The sequence below is a fragment of the Rathayibacter sp. AY1F2 genome (genome assembly GCF_002930885.1).
Classification (GTDB): Bacteria; Actinomycetota; Actinomycetes; order Actinomycetales; family Microbacteriaceae; genus Rathayibacter.
In genome coordinates, this window is sequence record NZ_PSVG01000001.1 from 18,283 (window position 1) to 34,655 (window position 16,373).

Here is a 16,373-nt window from a genome sequence, read left to right on the forward strand (position 1 = left end):
CGCACGACGGGGCCCCTCCTGCGAGAGGAGGAGCCCCGTCGGGACGGATCGGCGGCTAGACCGCCTTCGTCACCAGGTTCACCAGGCGCGGCGCCCGCACGATCGCCTTCACGACCTCGCGGCCGACGAGAGCCCGGGCGACGCCGGCCGTGGCCCGCGCCTTCTCCTCGAGCTCGTCGGAGGAGATCTTCGGCGAGACCTCGAGCCGGTCGCGGACCTTGCCGTCGACCTGCAGGATCGCCGTGACCTTCTCCTCGACCAGCAGCGACGGGTCGGCCTTGCGCCACAGCGCGTGCGCGACGGTGCCCTCGTAGCCCAGACGGTGCCACATGTCCTCGGCCGTGTACGGCGCGAACAGGTTGAGAGCCATCGCGACCACCTCGACCGCCTCGCGGACCGCGGGGTCCCCGGCCCCGGCGCCCGAGTCGACGACCTTGCGGGTCGCGTTGACGAGCTCCATCAGCCGCGCGACCACGACGTTGAACTTGAACGCCTCGATCAGCGACGGGGACTCCGCGAGGAAGCGGTGGGTCTGGCGGCGCAGAGCCGCGTCGCCCGACTTCCACTCGACGTCGGGCCTCGAGGTGACGTCCTTCGCCAGGCGCCAGGCGCGGGCGAGGAACTTCGCGCTGCCGCCGGGCGAGACGTCGGCCCAGTCGATGTCGTCCTCGGGCGGGCCGGCGAACGCCATCGTCAGGCGCACGGCGTCGACGCCGAACTCGTCCAGCTGGTCCGAGAGCCGGACGATGTTGCCCTTCGACTTGGACATCGCCGCGCCGTCCATCTGCACCATGCCCTGGTTCAGCAGCGCGGTGAACGGCTCCGTGAACGACACGTAGCCCAGGTCGAACAGCACCTTGGTGATGAAGCGCGCGTACAGCAGGTGCAGGATCGCGTGCGTCACGCCCCCGACGTACTGGTCGACGGGCGCCCACTTCTCGGCGAGCTTCGGATCGAAGGCCTGCGTGTCGTCCTTCGGCGAGAGGAAGCGGAGGAAGTACCACGAGGAGTCGACGAAGGTGTCCATCGTGTCCGGGTCGCGGCGCGCGGGCGAGCCGTCCACCGGGTGCGGCACGTTCACCCAGTCCTCCGCCGCTCCGAGCGGCGACGAGCCCTTCGGCTGCAGGTCGAGGCCGTCGGTGGAGGGCAGGACGACGGGCAGCTGGTCCTCGGGCACCGGCACGAGCTCGCCGTCGGCTCCGTGGATGATCGGGATGGGGGTGCCCCAGTAGCGCTGACGCGAGATCAGCCAGTCGCGCAGGCGGTAGTTCTTGGCCGAGCGGCCGCGGCCGCGCTCCTCGAGCATCCTGATGACGCGCTCGATGGCCGTGCGCTTGGAGAGCCCGTCGAGCGGCCCGGAGTTGATCAGGCGGCCGTCGCCGGTCAGCGCCTCGCCGGTCGTGGCGGGGTCGAGCGAGTACTCCTTCTCGAGCGCGGCCAGCTCCTCCGGATCCTCGGGGATGACCGGGATCGCCCCGGTGACGGACGCGTTGGTGTCGACGACCACGCGCACGGGCAGGTCGAAGGCGCGGGCGAAGTCGAGGTCGCGCTGGTCGTGCGCGGGCACGGCCATGACGGCTCCGTGGCCGTAGTCGGAGAGGACGTAGTCGGCGGCCCAGATCGGCAGCCGCTCGCCGTTCACGGGGTTCACCGCGTAGCGGCCGAGGAACACGCCGGTCTTGGGGCGGTCGGCGGTCAGGCGCTCGATCTCGTTCGACTTCTGCACCGTCTCGAGGTAGCTGCGGAACGCGTCGCGGATCGCGGGCTCGGAGCCCTCGACCAGCTCGGAGGCGAGATCGGAGTCGGGCGCGACGACCATGAAGGTCGCCCCGTAGAGCGTGTCGGGGCGCGTGGTGAAGACGGTGACGAGTTCGTCACGGCCCTCGATCTCGAACTCGACGTCGGCGCCGATGGAGCGGCCGATCCAGTTGCGCTGCATGGCGATGACCTTCGACGGCCAGGAGCCCTCGAGCTGGTTCAGGTCGTCGAGCAGCCGGTCGGCGTAGTCGGTGATCTTGAAGTACCACTGCGTGAGCTTCTTCTTGACCACGACCGCGCCGGAGCGCTCGGAGGTGCCGTCCGCCAGGACCTGCTCGTTCGCCAGGACCGTCTGGTCCACCGGGTCCCAGTTGACCCAGCTGTCCTTGCGGTAGGCGAGGCCCTTCTCGTACATCTTGAGGAACAGCCACTGGTTCCACTTGTAGTACTCGGGGTCGGAGGTGTGCAGCACGCGGTCCCAGTCGAAGGACGCGGCGTAGCGCTTCATCGAGCGCTTCTGCTGCTCGATGTTGTCGTAGGTCCAGGTGACCGGGTTCAGCCCGCGCTTGATCGCGGCGTTCTCGGCGGGCAGGCCGAAGCTGTCCCAGCCGATCGGGTGGAGGACGTTGAAGCCCTGCTGGCGCCAGTAGCGCGCGATCACGTCACCGAGCGCGTACGCCTCGGCGTGGCCCATGTGCAGGTCGCCCGAGGGGTACGGGAACATGTCGAGCACGTACTTACGGGGGCGCTTGTCGTCGGGGTCGTCCGTCGCGAACGGGCGCGTCTCCTCCCAGATCGGGAGCCACTTCTCCTGGAGCGCTCGGAAGTCGTAGCGCTCCTCGTCGCTCGCGCCGGTCTGCCGGGAGGTGTCTTCTGCCACAGGTGCTTCTCACTTCTGAAGGAGGGGGAGAACGCGCACGCGTGGGCGGCTGCGTTCGACCATCAACCCTACTGGCCCCGCGCGCACGGCAGACGAACGCGGCGCCCGCTCACTCCTCGGCGGCGCCCAGCACCGCGAGGAGCGCCCGCGCCTTCAGCCGCGTCTCCTCGACCTCCTCCTCCGGCACCGAGAGCGCGGTGATGCCGCCGCCGGTCCCCAGGCGGGCGCGCTCGCCGTCGAGCACGAGGGTGCGGATCGTCATCGCGAGGTCCAGCGAACCGTCCGAGCCCAGGCGGCCGAAGGCGCCGGAGTAGACGCCGCGGGGACCGCCCTCCCACTCCCGCAGCAGCTCCACGGCCCGGCGCTTGGGCGCTCCCGTCATCGAGCCGGCCGGGAAGAGGGCTGCGATCAGCTCGGCGATCCCGACGCCGGGCGCCCGGCGGGCCGAGACCTCGCTGACCAGCTGGTGGACGTGCGGGTAGCTCTCCACCTCGAGCAGGCGGTCGACGACGACGGAGCCGGGGGCGGCGATCCGGGCGAGGTCGTTGCGGACGAGGTCCACGATCATCACGTTCTCGGCCCGCTCCTTCACGCTCGACACGAGCTCGTCCCGGAGCGCGCGGTCCTCGTCGGCGTCCCGGCCCCGGGGGCGCGTGCCCTTGATGGGATGCGTGGCGACGCGTCCATCGGCCCCGCCGGTGAGGAACCGCTCGGGCGAGGCGCTGACGAGCGCGAGCGGGCCGAGGCGGATCAGCCCGCCGTGATGGCTCGGGCTGGAGCGGCGGAGGCGACGGTACGCCTCGACCGGATCGAACCGGCCCTCGACGACGATCTCGTCGGTGAGGCAGAGCTGGTAGGCGTCCCCCGCGCGGATGGCCTCCTGGCAGCGGCCGATCAGCGCCGTGTACTCGGCGGCGGAGTGACGGCGGACCGGGACGCCGGCGGGCTCGGGATCCGCGGGGTCCGCGGGTGCGAGCGCGCCGACGAGCTCGAGCAGGCGCACGGTGAGCTCCTGCGCGTCTCCTGTCGCGACCAGGCGGACGGTCCGGGTGCCGTGGTCGAACTCGAGCACGGGGTCGCCCCGGAGCAGGGCGAGAGCGGGCGGATCCGCGGGGCCGGTCGGCGCCGAGGGCAGGGAGACGGAGGCGGCTCCCGCCTCGTAGGAGATCCAGCCGTAGCGGCCGAGCGCGCGGTCGCCCGCCGGGGCCTCGTCGTCGACCGCGGCGAGCGCCGCCGCCACGTCGCCGCCGGCCTCGACGAGGAGCACGTCCTCGCGGGCGCACGCCCCGAGGTAGGAGCGGCCGCTCGTCGCTCCGAGGCCCGAGTCGAGCCAGAACGACGCCTCGGCCGTGGCGAACAGGGCGTGGTGCGCGAGCTCCGGATCGACCCAGGGCAGCTCGACCGAGCGGACGTGCCGATCCTCCGAGACCACTGGGCTAGCGTAGGCGGTCGTGGACGGCGAGCAGGTTCGGGAGTGGGACGGGCGGGCCCTGACGAGCGTTCCCGAGCCGCCCGGCACCTCCCTGGACGCGGCCGACTCCTGGCTGGTGGACGAGGGCCGGGTCCGCGGACTCGACCTGCACCGCGAGCGGTTCGCCGCCTCCGTCGCCTCGGCGGGCGGGCACCCGGACGTCGAGGCGTTCCTCGACGCCGCGATCGCCGCCCTGCCCCGCGAGGGCCGGTCCTTCCCGCGCGTCGAGCTCTCGGGAGGCGCCCTGCGGCTCCGGCTGCGACCCGCCCCGCCGACGACCCGCTCGGTGGTGCTGTGGACGAGCCCCGTGGATCCGCGCCGGACACCGTCCTGGAAGGGGCCGGACATCGCACGTCTCGCCCTCCTGCGAACGCTCGCGCACGCCGCGGGAGCGGACGAGGCCGTGCTGCTCGACGCCGAGGGCGCCGTCATCGACGGAGCGAGCAGCGCGATCCTGTGGTGGCTGGGCGACGCGCTGGTCGTCCCTCCGGCGACGAGCACCCGCGTGCGCAGCGTGACGGCTCGCACCGTCTCGGTGCTCGCCGGCGCGCTCGGCGTGGACGTGATCGAGGCCCCGGCCGAGCCGGAGTCGCTCGAGGGCCGTGAGGTCTGGACGGCCAACGCCCTGCACGGTCTGCGGCTGGCGACCGCCTGGGCGGACGGACCGGCGCTCGCCGCGGAGCCGGGCCGCCTGGACGCCTGGCGGAAGCGGCTGGACGCTCTCAGGCGGCCCCTCCCTGCGCTCTGACCCGCGGAGGACCTCAGCTCCCACGCGTCCCCCAGACGGAGGGCCCCCGTTCCGGTCGCACTCGTGCGTCCGCCGTGCGAGCATCGAGTACCCCCTCTTCCGGCCCCCGCCGGCCACTCGAGAAAGTCCTGCGATGACGCGTTCCCCCTCCCCCCGCCCCCTCGCCTCCGGGCTGATCGCGCTCGTCGCGACCGGTGCCCTGCTCTTCGGCGCGACCCCGGCCCTCGCCGCGGAGAACCCGCAGAAGCCCCTGTCCTCCTCCGAGGAGGCGCCGACCGGCCTCGCTCCCGCGAGCGAGTCGCCCGAGGCCGCCCAGCAGACCGCCCGCGCGGCCGTCAGCTACTACAACGCCCTCGTCGGCGGCAAGGAGCTGGCCGCCGGACAGCGGATCGTCTCGGGCACGAACGGCTACTCGTTCCGGATGCAGACCGACGGCAACGCGGTGGTCTACGACCCGCAGGGCCGCCCCACCTTCGCGACGAACACCCAGGGCCGCGGCGACCACCTGGTCATGCAGACCGACGGCAACATGGTCGTCTACTCCGCCAAGGGCGGCCCCGTGTGGAGCACGAACACGATCAACGAAGCGGGCGCCTCGGTGATCATGCAGCCCGACGGCAACCTCGTCGTCTACCGCGAGAACGGCTCGCCCGCCTGGGCGAGCAGCGTCCGCCGCGTCATCGCCGAGCCGGTGACCGACACGCTGTTCACGGAGCAGACCCTCCGCCCCGTCCACCAGCTCACCTCCGCCGACGGCCGCTTCAGCGCCGTCATGCAGAACGACGGCAACTTCGTCGGCTACGGCCCCCAGGGCGCCGTCTGGGGCACCGGCACCGGCGGCTCCGGCAACCGCATCACCATGCAGAAGGACGGCAACGCCGTCATCTACGGCTCCGACGGCTCCGTCAAGTGGTTCTCGGGCACGCGCGGCAAGGACCTCCGCCTGGGCATCAACAACGCCGGCTCGCTGATCATCGTGAACCCGTCCGACGACGTGATCTGGACCAGCCAGGCCGCCTTCCCCTCGACCACCCTCTACGCGGCGAACTCGCTCGAGGCGGGCAGCTTCCTCCGCTCCGCGAACGGCGTCTACCGAGCGGTGATGCAGGCGGACGGCAACTTCGTCGTCTACGGCAAGAACGGCCCGATCTGGGCGTCGAAGACCACCCGCGCAGGCGGCTTCTTCGCCCTCGACACCAGCGGGCAGATCGCCGTGGGCACCGAGACGACGAGCGGATGGTCGGTCGTCCCGCCCGCCGCGTCGGTCGGCCCCTACAAGCTCGTCATGCAGGACGACGGCAACCTCGTCGAGTACGACAGCCGCCGCGCGGTCTGGGCCAGCCGCGGCTGACGCCCCTCCGCCACGACGCCCCCTGGTCCCCGGACCGGGGGGCGTCGTCGTCTCCCCCGCCGTGGGACGATTCCCCCGACCCCGCCGCCCTCCCCGACAGGACTCCTGCGATGACGCACCTCCCCTCCGGCCGCTCCCTGACCGCCTCCCTCGCGGCGCTCGCCGCCACGGGCGCGCTCCTGCTGGGCTCGCTGCCCGCCTCCGCGGTCGAGGCCCCGCCCTCGGCGTCCTCCGCCGTCGCCTCCGCCGCGGTCCTCCGTGCCGGCGAGCAGCTCGCGCGCGGCGAGCGCCTGGTGTCCCCCGACGGCGCCTCCTCCCTCGTGATGCAGACCGACGGCAACGCCGTGGTCTACGCCGCCGGCGGCCGTCCCACCTGGGCCTCGGGCACGCAGGGGCGCGGCGACAGCCTGCGGATGCAGGACGACGGCAACCTCGTCGTGTACGCCGCGGACGGGCGCCCGGTCTGGGCGAGCGGCACGGTGGCCGACCCGGGCGGCGAGCTGCGGATGCAGGACGACGGCAATCTCGTGATCTACCGCCGCAGCGGCTCGGCCGCCTGGGCCAGCAGCATCGGCGGCCGGATCGACGAGCCGCGCACCGACACCCTCCGCCGCGGCAGCACCCTCTACGCGGGGAACCGGCTCGCCACTCAGGGAGGCACCACGGCGGTCATGCAGGCGGACGGCAACCTCGTCGTCTACGGACAGGGCGGGGCTCTCTGGGCGAGCGGCACCCGCGGCCGGGGCAACGTACTCCGGATGCAGGACGACGGGAACGCCGTGGTCTACACCGCGGACGGCGCGCCCGTGTGGGCCTCGGACACGTCCGGCGAGCCGGGCGCCACGATGGTCCTCCGCGAGGGCGATCTCCGGATCGCGGACGACTCCGGCGTCCTCTGGAGCAGTGCCGCGCTCGTCGTGCGCGACTCGCTCTCCCCGAGCGGCCTCGTCGTCGCGGGCACGCGGCTGACCTCGGCGAGCGGGCAGTGGCGGGCTGAGATGCAGCGCGACGGCAACTTCGTCGTCTACGGGCCGAACGGCGCGGACTGGGCGACGAACACCTCCTCCGCCTCCGGTGCCGCCTTCTCGATGAGCTCCGAGGGCCGGCTCGACGTGGCCGACTCCCGGATCCTCTGGCTGCGGTTCCCGAGGATCTCCTTCGGCATCGGCCAGAGCGGCGTCGTCGCGCCCTACCGCCTCGTGCTGCAGGACGACGGCCGCCTCGTCGAGTACGACGGCATCGGACGGGCCGTCTGGGCCAGCCGGGGCTGACGCGCGACGCATGATGGAGGGGTGAGCGACCCCGGCGACTTCATCCGCTCGGCCCTGGAGTACGAGGGCGACGTCTGGCGCGCGCAGGACGTGCGCGAGCGCCTGGGAGCAGGGCTCGACTCGACGGGCGCCTCGGTCGGGGCGGTCCGCGGCACCGTCCGCGACGCGCTGAGGAAGTTCCGCTCGCTCGAGCACGACGACGTGACCGCCCTCTCCTCCGAGCTGTGGGAGCCGGCGGTGTTCGAGCCGCGGCTGGCGGCCGTCGTGCTGCTGCAGTCCCGAGCCGAGTGGCTGCGCGGCTCCGACCTCACCCGGCTCGAGGGCTTCGTCCGCGACTCCCGCGTGGACGAGCTGAGCGACCCGCTGGCCCGCGACGTCGTCGCTCCGCTCCTGGCAGGGCTGCTTGGTGCGGCGCGGACCCGGGCGGACGCGGTCCTCGACCGCTGGGAGGCGGAGGGCGGGCGCCTGGCGCGCGCGGCCGCCCTGGCACGGGCCTCGGTCCCGACGGAGCACGGCTGAACGGCCGCTCGGACCGACCGCCCCGCGGAGCCGGACGCCTGCTCAGGCGGCCCGGTACTCCTGAGCCGCCGTGCCGTCCGCCACCCGGATCCGCGTGTCGAACTCCAGGCCCGGATCGACCCGGTGCGCGATCAGGACCACCGTCCGCCCCTCGGCGGCGCGGAGCAGATCCCCGAGCAGGGCGTCGGCCACGGGAGCGTCCACCGACGCCGTCGGCTCGTCCAGCACCAGGACGCGGAAATCGGCCAGGAGTGCGCGTGCGAGGGCGATCCGCTGAGCCTGACCGCCCGAGACGAGCGAGCCCCGCTCCCCCACCCGCGCGTCGAGCCCGCCGCGTGCAGCGACCCAGGGCCCGAGCCCGACCCGCTCGAGCACCGCCTCGAGCACGGCGCCATCGGCCTCGGGCCGCGCGAAGAGGAGGTTCTGCCGGATCGTGTCGTCGAAGAGGTACGGCTGCTGCTCCATGAGCCCGACCCGCTTCCGCACCTCCGCCTGCGGCAGCGTGCGCGCCTCGACTCCGCCCAGGAGGTAGCTGCCGGAGTGGTCGAGGAAGCGCACCAGAGCGTGCGCGAGCGTGGTCTTCCCGGACCCGCTGCCGCCGGTGACGAGGACGCGCGCACCCTCCGGCAGGTCGAGCGAGACGCCCCGCAGCGCGGGCGTGTGCGCGCCGGGCCAGCTCACCGACAGGTCGCGCAGGACGATGCCGGCGCCCCGGGGAGCCGGGGCATCCGGGTCCACGTCCGCGTCGGTCGCGAGCGCCGGCGACGCCGCCTCGGCGTCCAGATCGGCCAGGCGCTGAGCGCTCGAGAGCGCGGTGCGCGCCGCCTGCACGGCGAGCGGCGCGGCGGCGGCGACCTCGAAGACCGCGAGCGGCACGAGCGCGACGACTCCCAGCGCCGGACCGCCGAGGTCGCCGATCGCCGGGATCCCGAGCGCGAGGCCCGCCCAGACCGCACCGCCCGAGCAGAGGGCGAGGACGGCCGCGGCCAGTCCGGCGGAGGCCGCCCGCCGACGCGCCGCCCGGGCGAGCGACTCCTCCGCGCGTGCCACGTCCGCCAGAGCGTCACCCGCCGCATCGAAGGCGATGAGCACGTCGAGGCGGGTGACCAGCAGGTTGAGGCGCTCGGCGAGCTCCCCGCGCAGCGGCGCCAGCTCGCGATCCGCCTGCGCGGAGAGCCGGCCGGCGCCCAGGGCCCCACCGGCGAAGGCGAGGACCAGCAGCGCCAGCAGCACGGCGCCCATCGCCGGCAGCAGCAGCCAGACGCCGACCACCGAGACCGCAGCGACCAGCGCCGCGACGACCAGCGGCTGCACGACGCGCAGCGGCACGTCCTGCTGGGCGTCGACGTCCGCCACCACCCGGGAGACCAGGTCGCCACGGCGAACGCGGCCCAGCCCGTCCGGCGCGACCGGCACCAGGCGCTCGTAGACGCCCGCCCGGAGCTCCGCGAGCGCGCGGAAGGCGGCGTCGTGGCCGGTCAGCCGCTCGAGGTAGCGGAAGAAGGCCCGCGCCAGCGCGAAGGCCCGCACGCCCACGACGGCCATGGAGAGGAACAGGATCGGCGGCTGCTCGGCCGCGCGGACGATCAGCCAGGCGGAGCAGGCCAGCAGCGCCACGACGGCGGAGGAGGAGAGCAGCCCGAAGGACAGACCCGGCAGGAAGCGGCGCGGCCCGGGCATCGCGGCGCGGAGGACGTCGGAGCGGTTCACCTCGCGACCGCCTCCGCCGGCGCCAAGGCGATCACGGCGTCGGCCGCCGCGACGGTCGCGGGCCGGTGGCTGGCGACGACGACGATCGTCCCGCTCTCCGCCAGCGACCTGAGTCCGGCGAGCAGCGCCCGCTCGGACTCGTCGTCGAGGGCGGCGGTCGGCTCGTCCAGGGCCAGCACCGCGCACCCGCGCTCGAGCAGGCGGTGCACAGCGCGGGCGACGGCGACACGGGCGCTCTGCCCGCCCGAGAGGCCCGTCCCCTCGGCGTCGAGCCGGCGCTCGGGGTCCACGTCGACGGCGGCGATCGCCAGGGCCCGCCGCACGCGCTCGGGGTCCGGCGAGAGTGCTCCGAGCCCGACGGCGGAGGCGACGCTCCCCGGGAAAAGGTCGGGCCGCTGGCCCGCCCAGGCGAGCGTCGACCGCAGATCCGCGACCGGCGACCCGCCGAGCAGCAGCGTGCCCGAGAAGGGCACGAAGCCCGCGAGCGCGGCGATCAGCGTCGACTTCCCGGACCCGCTGGGCCCGGTCACCACGGTGATCGACCCGACGGGGAGCACCGCGTCGACAGGAGCGAGCGTCCGCCCGCGTCCGTCGTCGACCGCGAGACCCCGCAGCTCGAGCGCCCCCGTCGCCGCCGGGGCCTTCCCGCGAGCGGGCAGGGCCGCCGCGCGCTCGAGGACGGCGAAGGCGCGGTCCGCCGCCTGCACCCCGTCCGCCGCCGCATGGAACTCGGCACCGACCTGGCGCACCGGCAGGAACACGTCCGGCGCCAGCACCAGGACGAACAGCCCGACGGCCAGCCCCAGCGAGCCGTCGACGAGCCGCAGCCCGATCGAGACGGCGACCAGCGCGACCGAGAGCGAGCCGGCGAGCTCCAGCACGAAGCCGCTGACGAAGGTCACCCGCAGCACCTTCATCGTGTGCACGCGGTAGTCCTCGGTCAGCGCGCGGATCCGCGTCGCCTGCCGCTCGGCCCGCCCGAAGATCTTGAGTGTTGCGAGGCCGCCGACGGTGTCGACGAAGCCGGACGCGAGCGCCTGCAGCCGCTCCCACTGCCGCGCCTGCACGGCCTGGGTCGCCCAGCCGATCAGCACCATGAACACCGGGATGAGCGGCAGGGTCACCACCAGGAACACCGCGCTGAGCGGATCGGCGAGGAAGACCACGAGCGTCAGGAGCGGCGTCGCCACCGCGGTGGCGATCAGCTGCGGGAGGTAGCGGGCGAAGTAGCCGTCGAGGGAGTCCAGTCCGCCGCCCAGCAGCGCGACGACCCCGCCCGAGCCCCCTTCGGAGCGGCCCGCCGGGCCGAGCTCGACCAGTGCGGCGAGGACCGCCTGCCGCAGCTGCGCCTTCGCTCCTGCTCCTCCGCGCACCGCGTTCACCTCGGTCGCCCAGGCGAGAGCCGCCCGCGCCGCGACGACCGCGAGCAGGGCGGCCAGCAGCGGCGCGAGATCGTCGGCGCTCCTCCCGTCGACCGCACCGGCCACCAGCTGCGCCACGAGCCACGCGAAGGCGACGATCGCCAGGGTCCTCGCCAGCGCGAGCACCCCGCCGAGCAGGAGGAACACGCGGGCCGCCCGGGCGTAGCGGAGCAGGCGCGGATCGAGGGGCTTCACGTCAGTGGGCGTCGACCGGGATGTGCGCGCGGCTGATGCGCTTGCGGAAGATCCAGTAGGTCCAGGCCTGGTAGCCGACGATGAGCGGCACGAACACCAGGGCGGTCCAACTCATGACCGCCAGCGTATAGGGCGTGCTGGAGGCGTTCTCGATCGTCAGCCCGTAGGCGGGGACGTTCGAGGCCGGCATCACCGCGGGGAACAGCGTCGCGAAGAGGGCGAGCACGGCGAGCGCGATGGTGCCGGCCAGCAGCGCGAAGGCGCGTCCCTCCCGGCCTCGCGTGATCGCGAGCCAGCCGCCGACGAGGGTCGCGGCCGCGCCCGCCGAGAGCGCCCAGGAGGCGGTGCTCCCCTGGCCGAGGTTGGTCCAGGCCAGGAAGACCGCGGCGACGACCACGGTGAGCAGCCCCGCGCGGGTCGCCAGGCGGCGCGCACGCTCGCGGATCTCCCCCTCCGTCTTCAGGGCGACGAAGACGACTCCGTGCGTGAAGAAGAGCAGGAGGGTCGTCGCTCCGCCCAGGAGCGCGTAGGGGTTCAGCAGGTCCAGGACGGTGCCGGTGAAGTTGTGGTCGGCGTCCATCGGGACGCCCTGCACGATGTTCGCGAAGGCCACGCCCCAGAGGAAGGCGGGCACCGCGGAGCCGACGACGATCATCGTGTCGAAGCGCCGCTTCCACTGCGCCTCCGGACGCTGGTGCCGGTACTCGAACGAGACGCCGCGGGCGATCAGCGCGAGCAGGATGAGCAGAAGCGGCAGGTAGAACCCGCTGAAGAGCGTGGCGTACCACTCCGGGAACGCGGCGAACAGGGCGGCGCCGGCGACGATCACCCACGTCTCGTTCAGGTCCCACACCGGGCCGATCGTGTTGATCAGCACGCGGCGGTCGGTGTCGTCGCGCCCGAGGAACGGGAGCGACATGCCGACGCCGAAGTCGAACCCGTCGAGGACGAAGTAGCCGATGAAGAAGAACGCGACGATCCAGAACCAGAGAACGGCGAGATCCATGAGGGGTGCCTCCTAGTAGACGGTGCCGACGAGCTGCGGGCGACCGCTCTCCTCGTCGACCTCGGGAGCGTCGTCGGGGCCGGCCTGCGCGGCCCGCTTGATCAGGCGGAACTCGACCACGGCGAGCGTGCCGTAGATCGCGGTGAAGGCGAGCAGCGAGATCAGGACCTCGAGGCCGCTCACTCCGGGCGAGACTCCGTCGGCGGTCTTCAGCAGTCCGAACACGAGCCACGGCTGGCGGCCCATCTCGGTGAAGACCCAGCCCACGATCATCGCCATCAGCGGCAGCGGGGCGGCCCAGATCGCGACCTTCCACATCCACTGCTTCGGCTCGCGGCCCTTCCGGGTGAACCAGAGGCCGGCCGCGGCGATGCCGATGGCCAGAACGCCGAGGGCCATCATCCAGCGGAACGACCAGTAGGTGACCCAGATGATCGGCGTGTAATCGCCGGGTCCGTAGACCTGGGTGTATTGCGCCTGGAGGTCGTTGATGCCCTCGACCGTGCCGGTGAAGGTGTGCGTCGAGAGGAAGGAGAGCAGGTAGGGGATGCGGATCGAGAACAGCTCGCTCGAGCCGTCCGGCGTGCCCCAGGTGAAGACGGAGAAGGAGGCGTCGACGCCCGTGGAGGTCCTGTAGAGCGCCTCCGCGGCCGCCATCTTCATCGGCTGCGTGTCGACCATCGCGAGGCCGAGCGAGTCGCCGGTGAACAGGGTCAGGCCGCCGCTGACGAGCATCATCCAGGCGCCGAACCTCAGCGCGGGGCGCATGGTCTCGAGGTGCTGGTTCCGCGAGAGGTGGTAGGCCGCGACGCTGATGATGACGGCGGCCGAGACCATGAAGCAGGCGAAGATCGTGTGCGGGAACGCGGCGAGAGCGACCTTGTTGGTGAGGAGCGCCCAGATGTCGGTGAGCTCCGCGCGGCCCTTGGTCTCGTTGATGCGGAAGCCGACCGGGTTCTGCATGAACGCGTTCGCGGCGATGATGAAGTAGGCCGAGAGCGTGGTGCCGAGCGTGGTCAGCCAGATGGTGGCCAGGTGCAGCTTCTCGGGCAGCTTGTCCCAGCCGAAGATCCAGAGGCCGATGAAGGTCGCCTCGAGGAAGAAGGCGAGCAGGCCCTCGAACGCCAGCGGGGCCCCGAAGACGTCGCCGACGAAGCGGGAGTAGTCGCTCCAGTTCATCCCGAACTGGAACTCCTGGACGATCCCGGTCACGACGCCCATCGCGAAGTTGATCAGGAAGAGCTTCCCGAAGAACTTCGTCAGCTGCAGGTAGTGCACCTTCCCGGTGCGCACCCAGCAGGTCTGGAAGATCGCGACGGTGAGCGCCATGCCGATCGTGAGCGGCACGAACAGGAAGTGGTAGATCGTCGTCAGACCGAACTGCCATCTCGACAGCAGGAGCGGGTCCAGGAGTTCGTTCACAGCTCCGAGAGTAGGTCGGCGGAAGGGGTCCGACGGCCTCCGATCCCAGTACTGGGGCGGATGTGCGGCCTTCCGCGAGCTCCTGGCGGCACCCTTTCCGGGGTGGCCCCGGACGCCCCTCCGAGCGCTCCCGCCGACCGGTCGCTCGACGTCGAGACAGTCCCTCTCGACGTCGAGGGAGTCCACCGCGCGGCGACTGCGGAGCGGGGCTCGCCTCCGTCGGACCAGCCGCCGCCGGCCTCTCGACGCCGAGCGATCAGGCGGGCGACGGAGCGCTGAGACTTCCTCTCACGGGCCTTCAGCGGATTCCCAGGCGCACATCCGCGCGATCGGCTCTGGGAAACCGTTCAAGAGACTCCCGGGGCCGATGCCGAGGCGCCGTCGGCGGGCGCCCCGCGGTCAGCCGGCGTCGACGCGCGAGCGGGAGCCGGAGAACCAGGCGGGCGCCTGGAAGCCGTACTTCAGCACGGGCAGGTCGCGGGTGAGGCGCCAGTAGCCCAGCGCCGCCGCGACGCCGGTCCCGCAGACCAGGAGCGGCACGACCGGCCCGATGACGTCGAGCCAGCGCTCTCCGTCGAAGAGCAGCAGGGCGCTCGTGGCGAGCGAGACGAAGAGGACGTGCACCACGTACACCGGGAGCGTGTTGCGGCCGATGAAGGTGATCCAGCCCGCGCCGCGCCGGTTCGAGAGGAAGCGGGCGACCACGAGCCCGGCGAGGACCGCCAGCACGCTCACCAGGACCAGCCCGATCGTCAGCAGCGGGAAGCGGGCGCGGACGGCGAGGATCACGCCGGCGAGCGCGAGGAACAGCACGCCGAAGCCGACTCCGCTGAGGATCCCGCGGCGCTCCACGAAGGCGATCACCGCGTTGCGCAGGTAGAGGCCGAGCAGGAAGAACATCAGGTAGCGGGCCATGCCGTCCCAGGCGATGTTCCCGGTGCCCTCGGAGGTGCTGGAGCGGACGGCGTACCAGACCACGGCGATCGCGGTCGCGATGCCGATCTGCACCCGCCAGTCGATCCGGCCCTGCGCGAGCTTGGCGGCCACGAAGAAGATCGTGAGCGCGTAGAGGAACCAGAGCCCGTTGTGCGGCATCACCGGCTGGAGGAGCAGCGCGAGCGGGTCGGACTCGTCGGTGCCGCCCGGGTTGGGCACCACCAGGAAGAAGAGGAACCGCACCACGGACCAGAGCAGGAAGGCCCAGACCAGCAGGCTCAGCCGCGAACGCCAGAGCTCCGGCCACGACCGGGTGAGCACGGAGCCGGCGAACAGCCCCGAGGCGAGGAAGAACAGCGGCATCCGGAAGGTGATGAGGAGGAGGTTGATCTCGTTCCACGAGTCGGGGGCGATCCCGGCCGTCGTGGTCCACTGCACGGAGTGGGCCAGGGCGACCAGGATGATCGCGATGCCCTTCGCCGTGTCCACCCAGGTGATGCGTGCGCGTGCCATGAGTCCTCGTCGTGATCGTCCATCGGAAGTCGGCCGGCGGCGACGATGGCGATGGCGATGTGCAAGTGTCGCACGGCTGTGCATCCTCTGTGATGTTCTGCGCGTATTCGATCACGGCGATCCGGTGACGGAGAGACGGCCACCGGGTGCGCGGGTCCTCGGCCGGCCGCCTCGTGGACGACGCGCCCCCGCCGATGCCCGAGGATCGAGCCATGACTCGAGCGACGCCCCCCGGCTCCGCCCCCGACCCCCGCCGCATCCGCCTCCACCTCCTGGTCGCGCTGCTGGTGCTCGCGCTGGTCCTCGCCGGCGCGGGCATCGCCCTCTCGCTCGCCTCGCGGAGCGGAGGCGCGGGCGCTCCGGCCGCGAGCTCCCCCGACCCCACCTCCTCCGTCGACATGGCCGAGCGCGTCGCCGGTCTCGAGAGGCGCTTCGCCGCCGGGTTCCCGCAGCACAGCATCGTCCTCACGGGCAGCTCCACGATCGGCCGCTGGACGACCTCCAAGGAGGACCTGCGCCCGCTCGAGACCTACAACATCGGGATCGGCGGCACGACCGTCGCCGATCACCTCGCGTGGCTGGACCGCATGGTCGCCCCCTTCGATCCCCGCGCCGTGATCGTGTACGTGGGAGCGAACGACATCAGCGGCGAGGAGGGCTCGCGCACCGGCGCCCAGACCGCCGGCGCCGTCGTCGAGTACCTCCAGCGCGTGGAGGAGGTCGCCCCCGACGCCGAGCTGTTCTACGTCGAGATCGCGGAGACGCCCGCCCGCGCCTCCGTCGGCGCCGAGGTCCGCGCCGCCAACACCGCGGTCAGCGCCTACGCCGAGACGGACGGCCGCGTCACCTTCGTCCCCACCGCCGACGCGCTCGTCACCTCCGACGGCTCTGTCGACCCCTCCCTCTTCGTCGACGACGGCCTGCACTTCGACGAGGCCGGCTACGCCCGGTTCTCGGAGGCGGTCCGCGCGGTGGTCCTGCCCGCTCTGGAGTGAACCGGCGGGCCGACGCACTGCAGCCCCGCTCGACGTGAGCGGCCCGGGGACACCGCGCCCGGAGCCCCCAGTGTTGACCCTGAAGGGGGACACGGCCCCTCCGCCGCGCGCGCCTATCCTGGCCCCGCGTCATCGCCGACAGCGCCCTCTGCACCGCCGCAGACCGCCGCTCGCTCA

General features: G+C 72.9%; 12 protein-coding genes. 5 read left to right on the forward strand and 7 right to left on the reverse strand.

The features are described 5' to 3' along the window. Positions 1–55: 55 nt before the first annotated feature. Positions 56–2,638 (reverse strand): leucine--tRNA ligase, encoded by a 2,583-nt coding sequence (gene leuS, locus C5C54_RS00090; RefSeq protein ID WP_104287554.1) that lies wholly within the window; start codon positions 2,636–2,638, stop codon positions 56–58. Positions 2,639–2,747: 109 nt separating this feature from the next. Next, positions 2,748–4,070 carry an aminodeoxychorismate synthase component I gene (pabB, locus tag C5C54_RS00095; RefSeq protein ID WP_104287555.1) on the reverse strand — a complete coding sequence of 441 codons (1,323 nt, stop codon included), beginning with the start codon at positions 4,068–4,070 and terminating at the stop codon, positions 2,748–2,750. A 19-nt stretch (positions 4,071–4,089) separates the two neighbouring features. Here pabB and C5C54_RS00100 point away from each other — a divergent pair, with 19 nt between their 5' ends. The 4 genes from C5C54_RS00100 to C5C54_RS00115 all read left to right on the forward strand — a co-directional run bounded on the left by C5C54_RS00100 (position 4,090) and on the right by C5C54_RS00115 (position 7,998). Continuing rightward, a complete protein-coding gene (locus C5C54_RS00100) occupies positions 4,090–4,857 on the forward strand; it encodes an aminotransferase class IV (protein WP_258063151.1) in 768 nt (255 codons plus the stop codon). A gap of 133 nt (positions 4,858–4,990) precedes the next feature. After that, positions 4,991–6,208, forward strand: a complete 1,218-nt coding sequence (locus C5C54_RS00105; RefSeq protein WP_104287556.1) for a hypothetical protein — start codon at positions 4,991–4,993, stop codon at positions 6,206–6,208. 110 nt (positions 6,209–6,318) lie between these two features. Then, complete coding sequence (locus tag C5C54_RS00110) at positions 6,319–7,479, forward strand: hypothetical protein (protein ID WP_181127824.1); 1,161 nt, start codon at positions 6,319–6,321, stop codon at positions 7,477–7,479. Between the two features lie 21 nt (positions 7,480–7,500). Continuing rightward, the gene (locus tag C5C54_RS00115) at positions 7,501–7,998 is read left to right on the forward strand and encodes a DNA alkylation repair protein (protein WP_104261741.1); all 498 of its coding nucleotides are present in this window, start codon (positions 7,501–7,503) and stop codon (positions 7,996–7,998) included. A 42-nt stretch (positions 7,999–8,040) separates the two neighbouring features. On the opposite strand, the gene cydC is transcribed toward C5C54_RS00115, so the two are convergent. The 5 genes from cydC to C5C54_RS00140 form a co-directional block, all read right to left on the reverse strand. Then, the gene (cydC, locus tag C5C54_RS00120) at positions 8,041–9,708 is read right to left on the reverse strand and encodes a thiol reductant ABC exporter subunit CydC (protein WP_104287558.1); all 1,668 of its coding nucleotides are present in this window, start codon (positions 9,706–9,708) and stop codon (positions 8,041–8,043) included. Continuing rightward, on the reverse strand, positions 9,705–11,324 hold the full coding sequence (gene cydD, locus C5C54_RS00125) for a thiol reductant ABC exporter subunit CydD (protein WP_104287559.1): 1,620 nt from the start codon (positions 11,322–11,324) through the stop codon (positions 9,705–9,707). Before cydD ends, cydC begins: the two co-directional genes overlap by 4 nt. Before the next feature lies 1 nt (position 11,325). Beyond that, complete coding sequence (gene cydB / locus C5C54_RS00130) at positions 11,326–12,330, reverse strand: cytochrome d ubiquinol oxidase subunit II (protein ID WP_104246540.1); 1,005 nt, start codon at positions 12,328–12,330, stop codon at positions 11,326–11,328. 12 nt (positions 12,331–12,342) lie between these two features. Further along, positions 12,343–13,752: a cytochrome ubiquinol oxidase subunit I gene (locus C5C54_RS00135; protein ID WP_104261744.1), complete on the reverse strand. Its 1,410-nt coding sequence runs from the start codon at positions 13,750–13,752 to the stop codon at positions 12,343–12,345. A 399-nt stretch (positions 13,753–14,151) separates the two neighbouring features. Next, positions 14,152–15,201: an acyltransferase family protein gene (locus C5C54_RS00140; RefSeq protein WP_181127825.1), complete on the reverse strand. Its 1,050-nt coding sequence runs from the start codon at positions 15,199–15,201 to the stop codon at positions 14,152–14,154. Between the two features lie 212 nt (positions 15,202–15,413). Between C5C54_RS00140 and C5C54_RS00145 the strand changes: the two genes are divergently transcribed. After that, positions 15,414–16,196 (forward strand): GDSL-type esterase/lipase family protein, encoded by a 783-nt coding sequence (locus C5C54_RS00145; protein WP_146082918.1) that lies wholly within the window; start codon positions 15,414–15,416, stop codon positions 16,194–16,196. Positions 16,197–16,373: the final 177 nt, after the last annotated feature.

Bases quoted from the DNA above. Each gene is read 5' to 3' on its own strand.
- C5C54_RS00145 (WP_146082918.1), top strand. From the start codon at position 15,414: ATGACTCGAGCGACGCCCCCCGGCTCCGCCCCCGACCCCCGCCGCATC.
- C5C54_RS00140 (WP_181127825.1), bottom strand. From the start codon at position 15,201: ATGGCACGCGCACGCATCACCTGGGTGGACACGGCGAAGGGCATCGCG.
- cydB (WP_104246540.1), bottom strand. From the start codon at position 12,330: ATGGATCTCGCCGTTCTCTGGTTCTGGATCGTCGCGTTCTTCTTCATC.
- C5C54_RS00105 (WP_104287556.1), top strand. From the start codon at position 4,991: ATGACGCGTTCCCCCTCCCCCCGCCCCCTCGCCTCCGGGCTGATCGCG.
- C5C54_RS00110 (WP_181127824.1), top strand. From the start codon at position 6,319: ATGACGCACCTCCCCTCCGGCCGCTCCCTGACCGCCTCCCTCGCGGCG.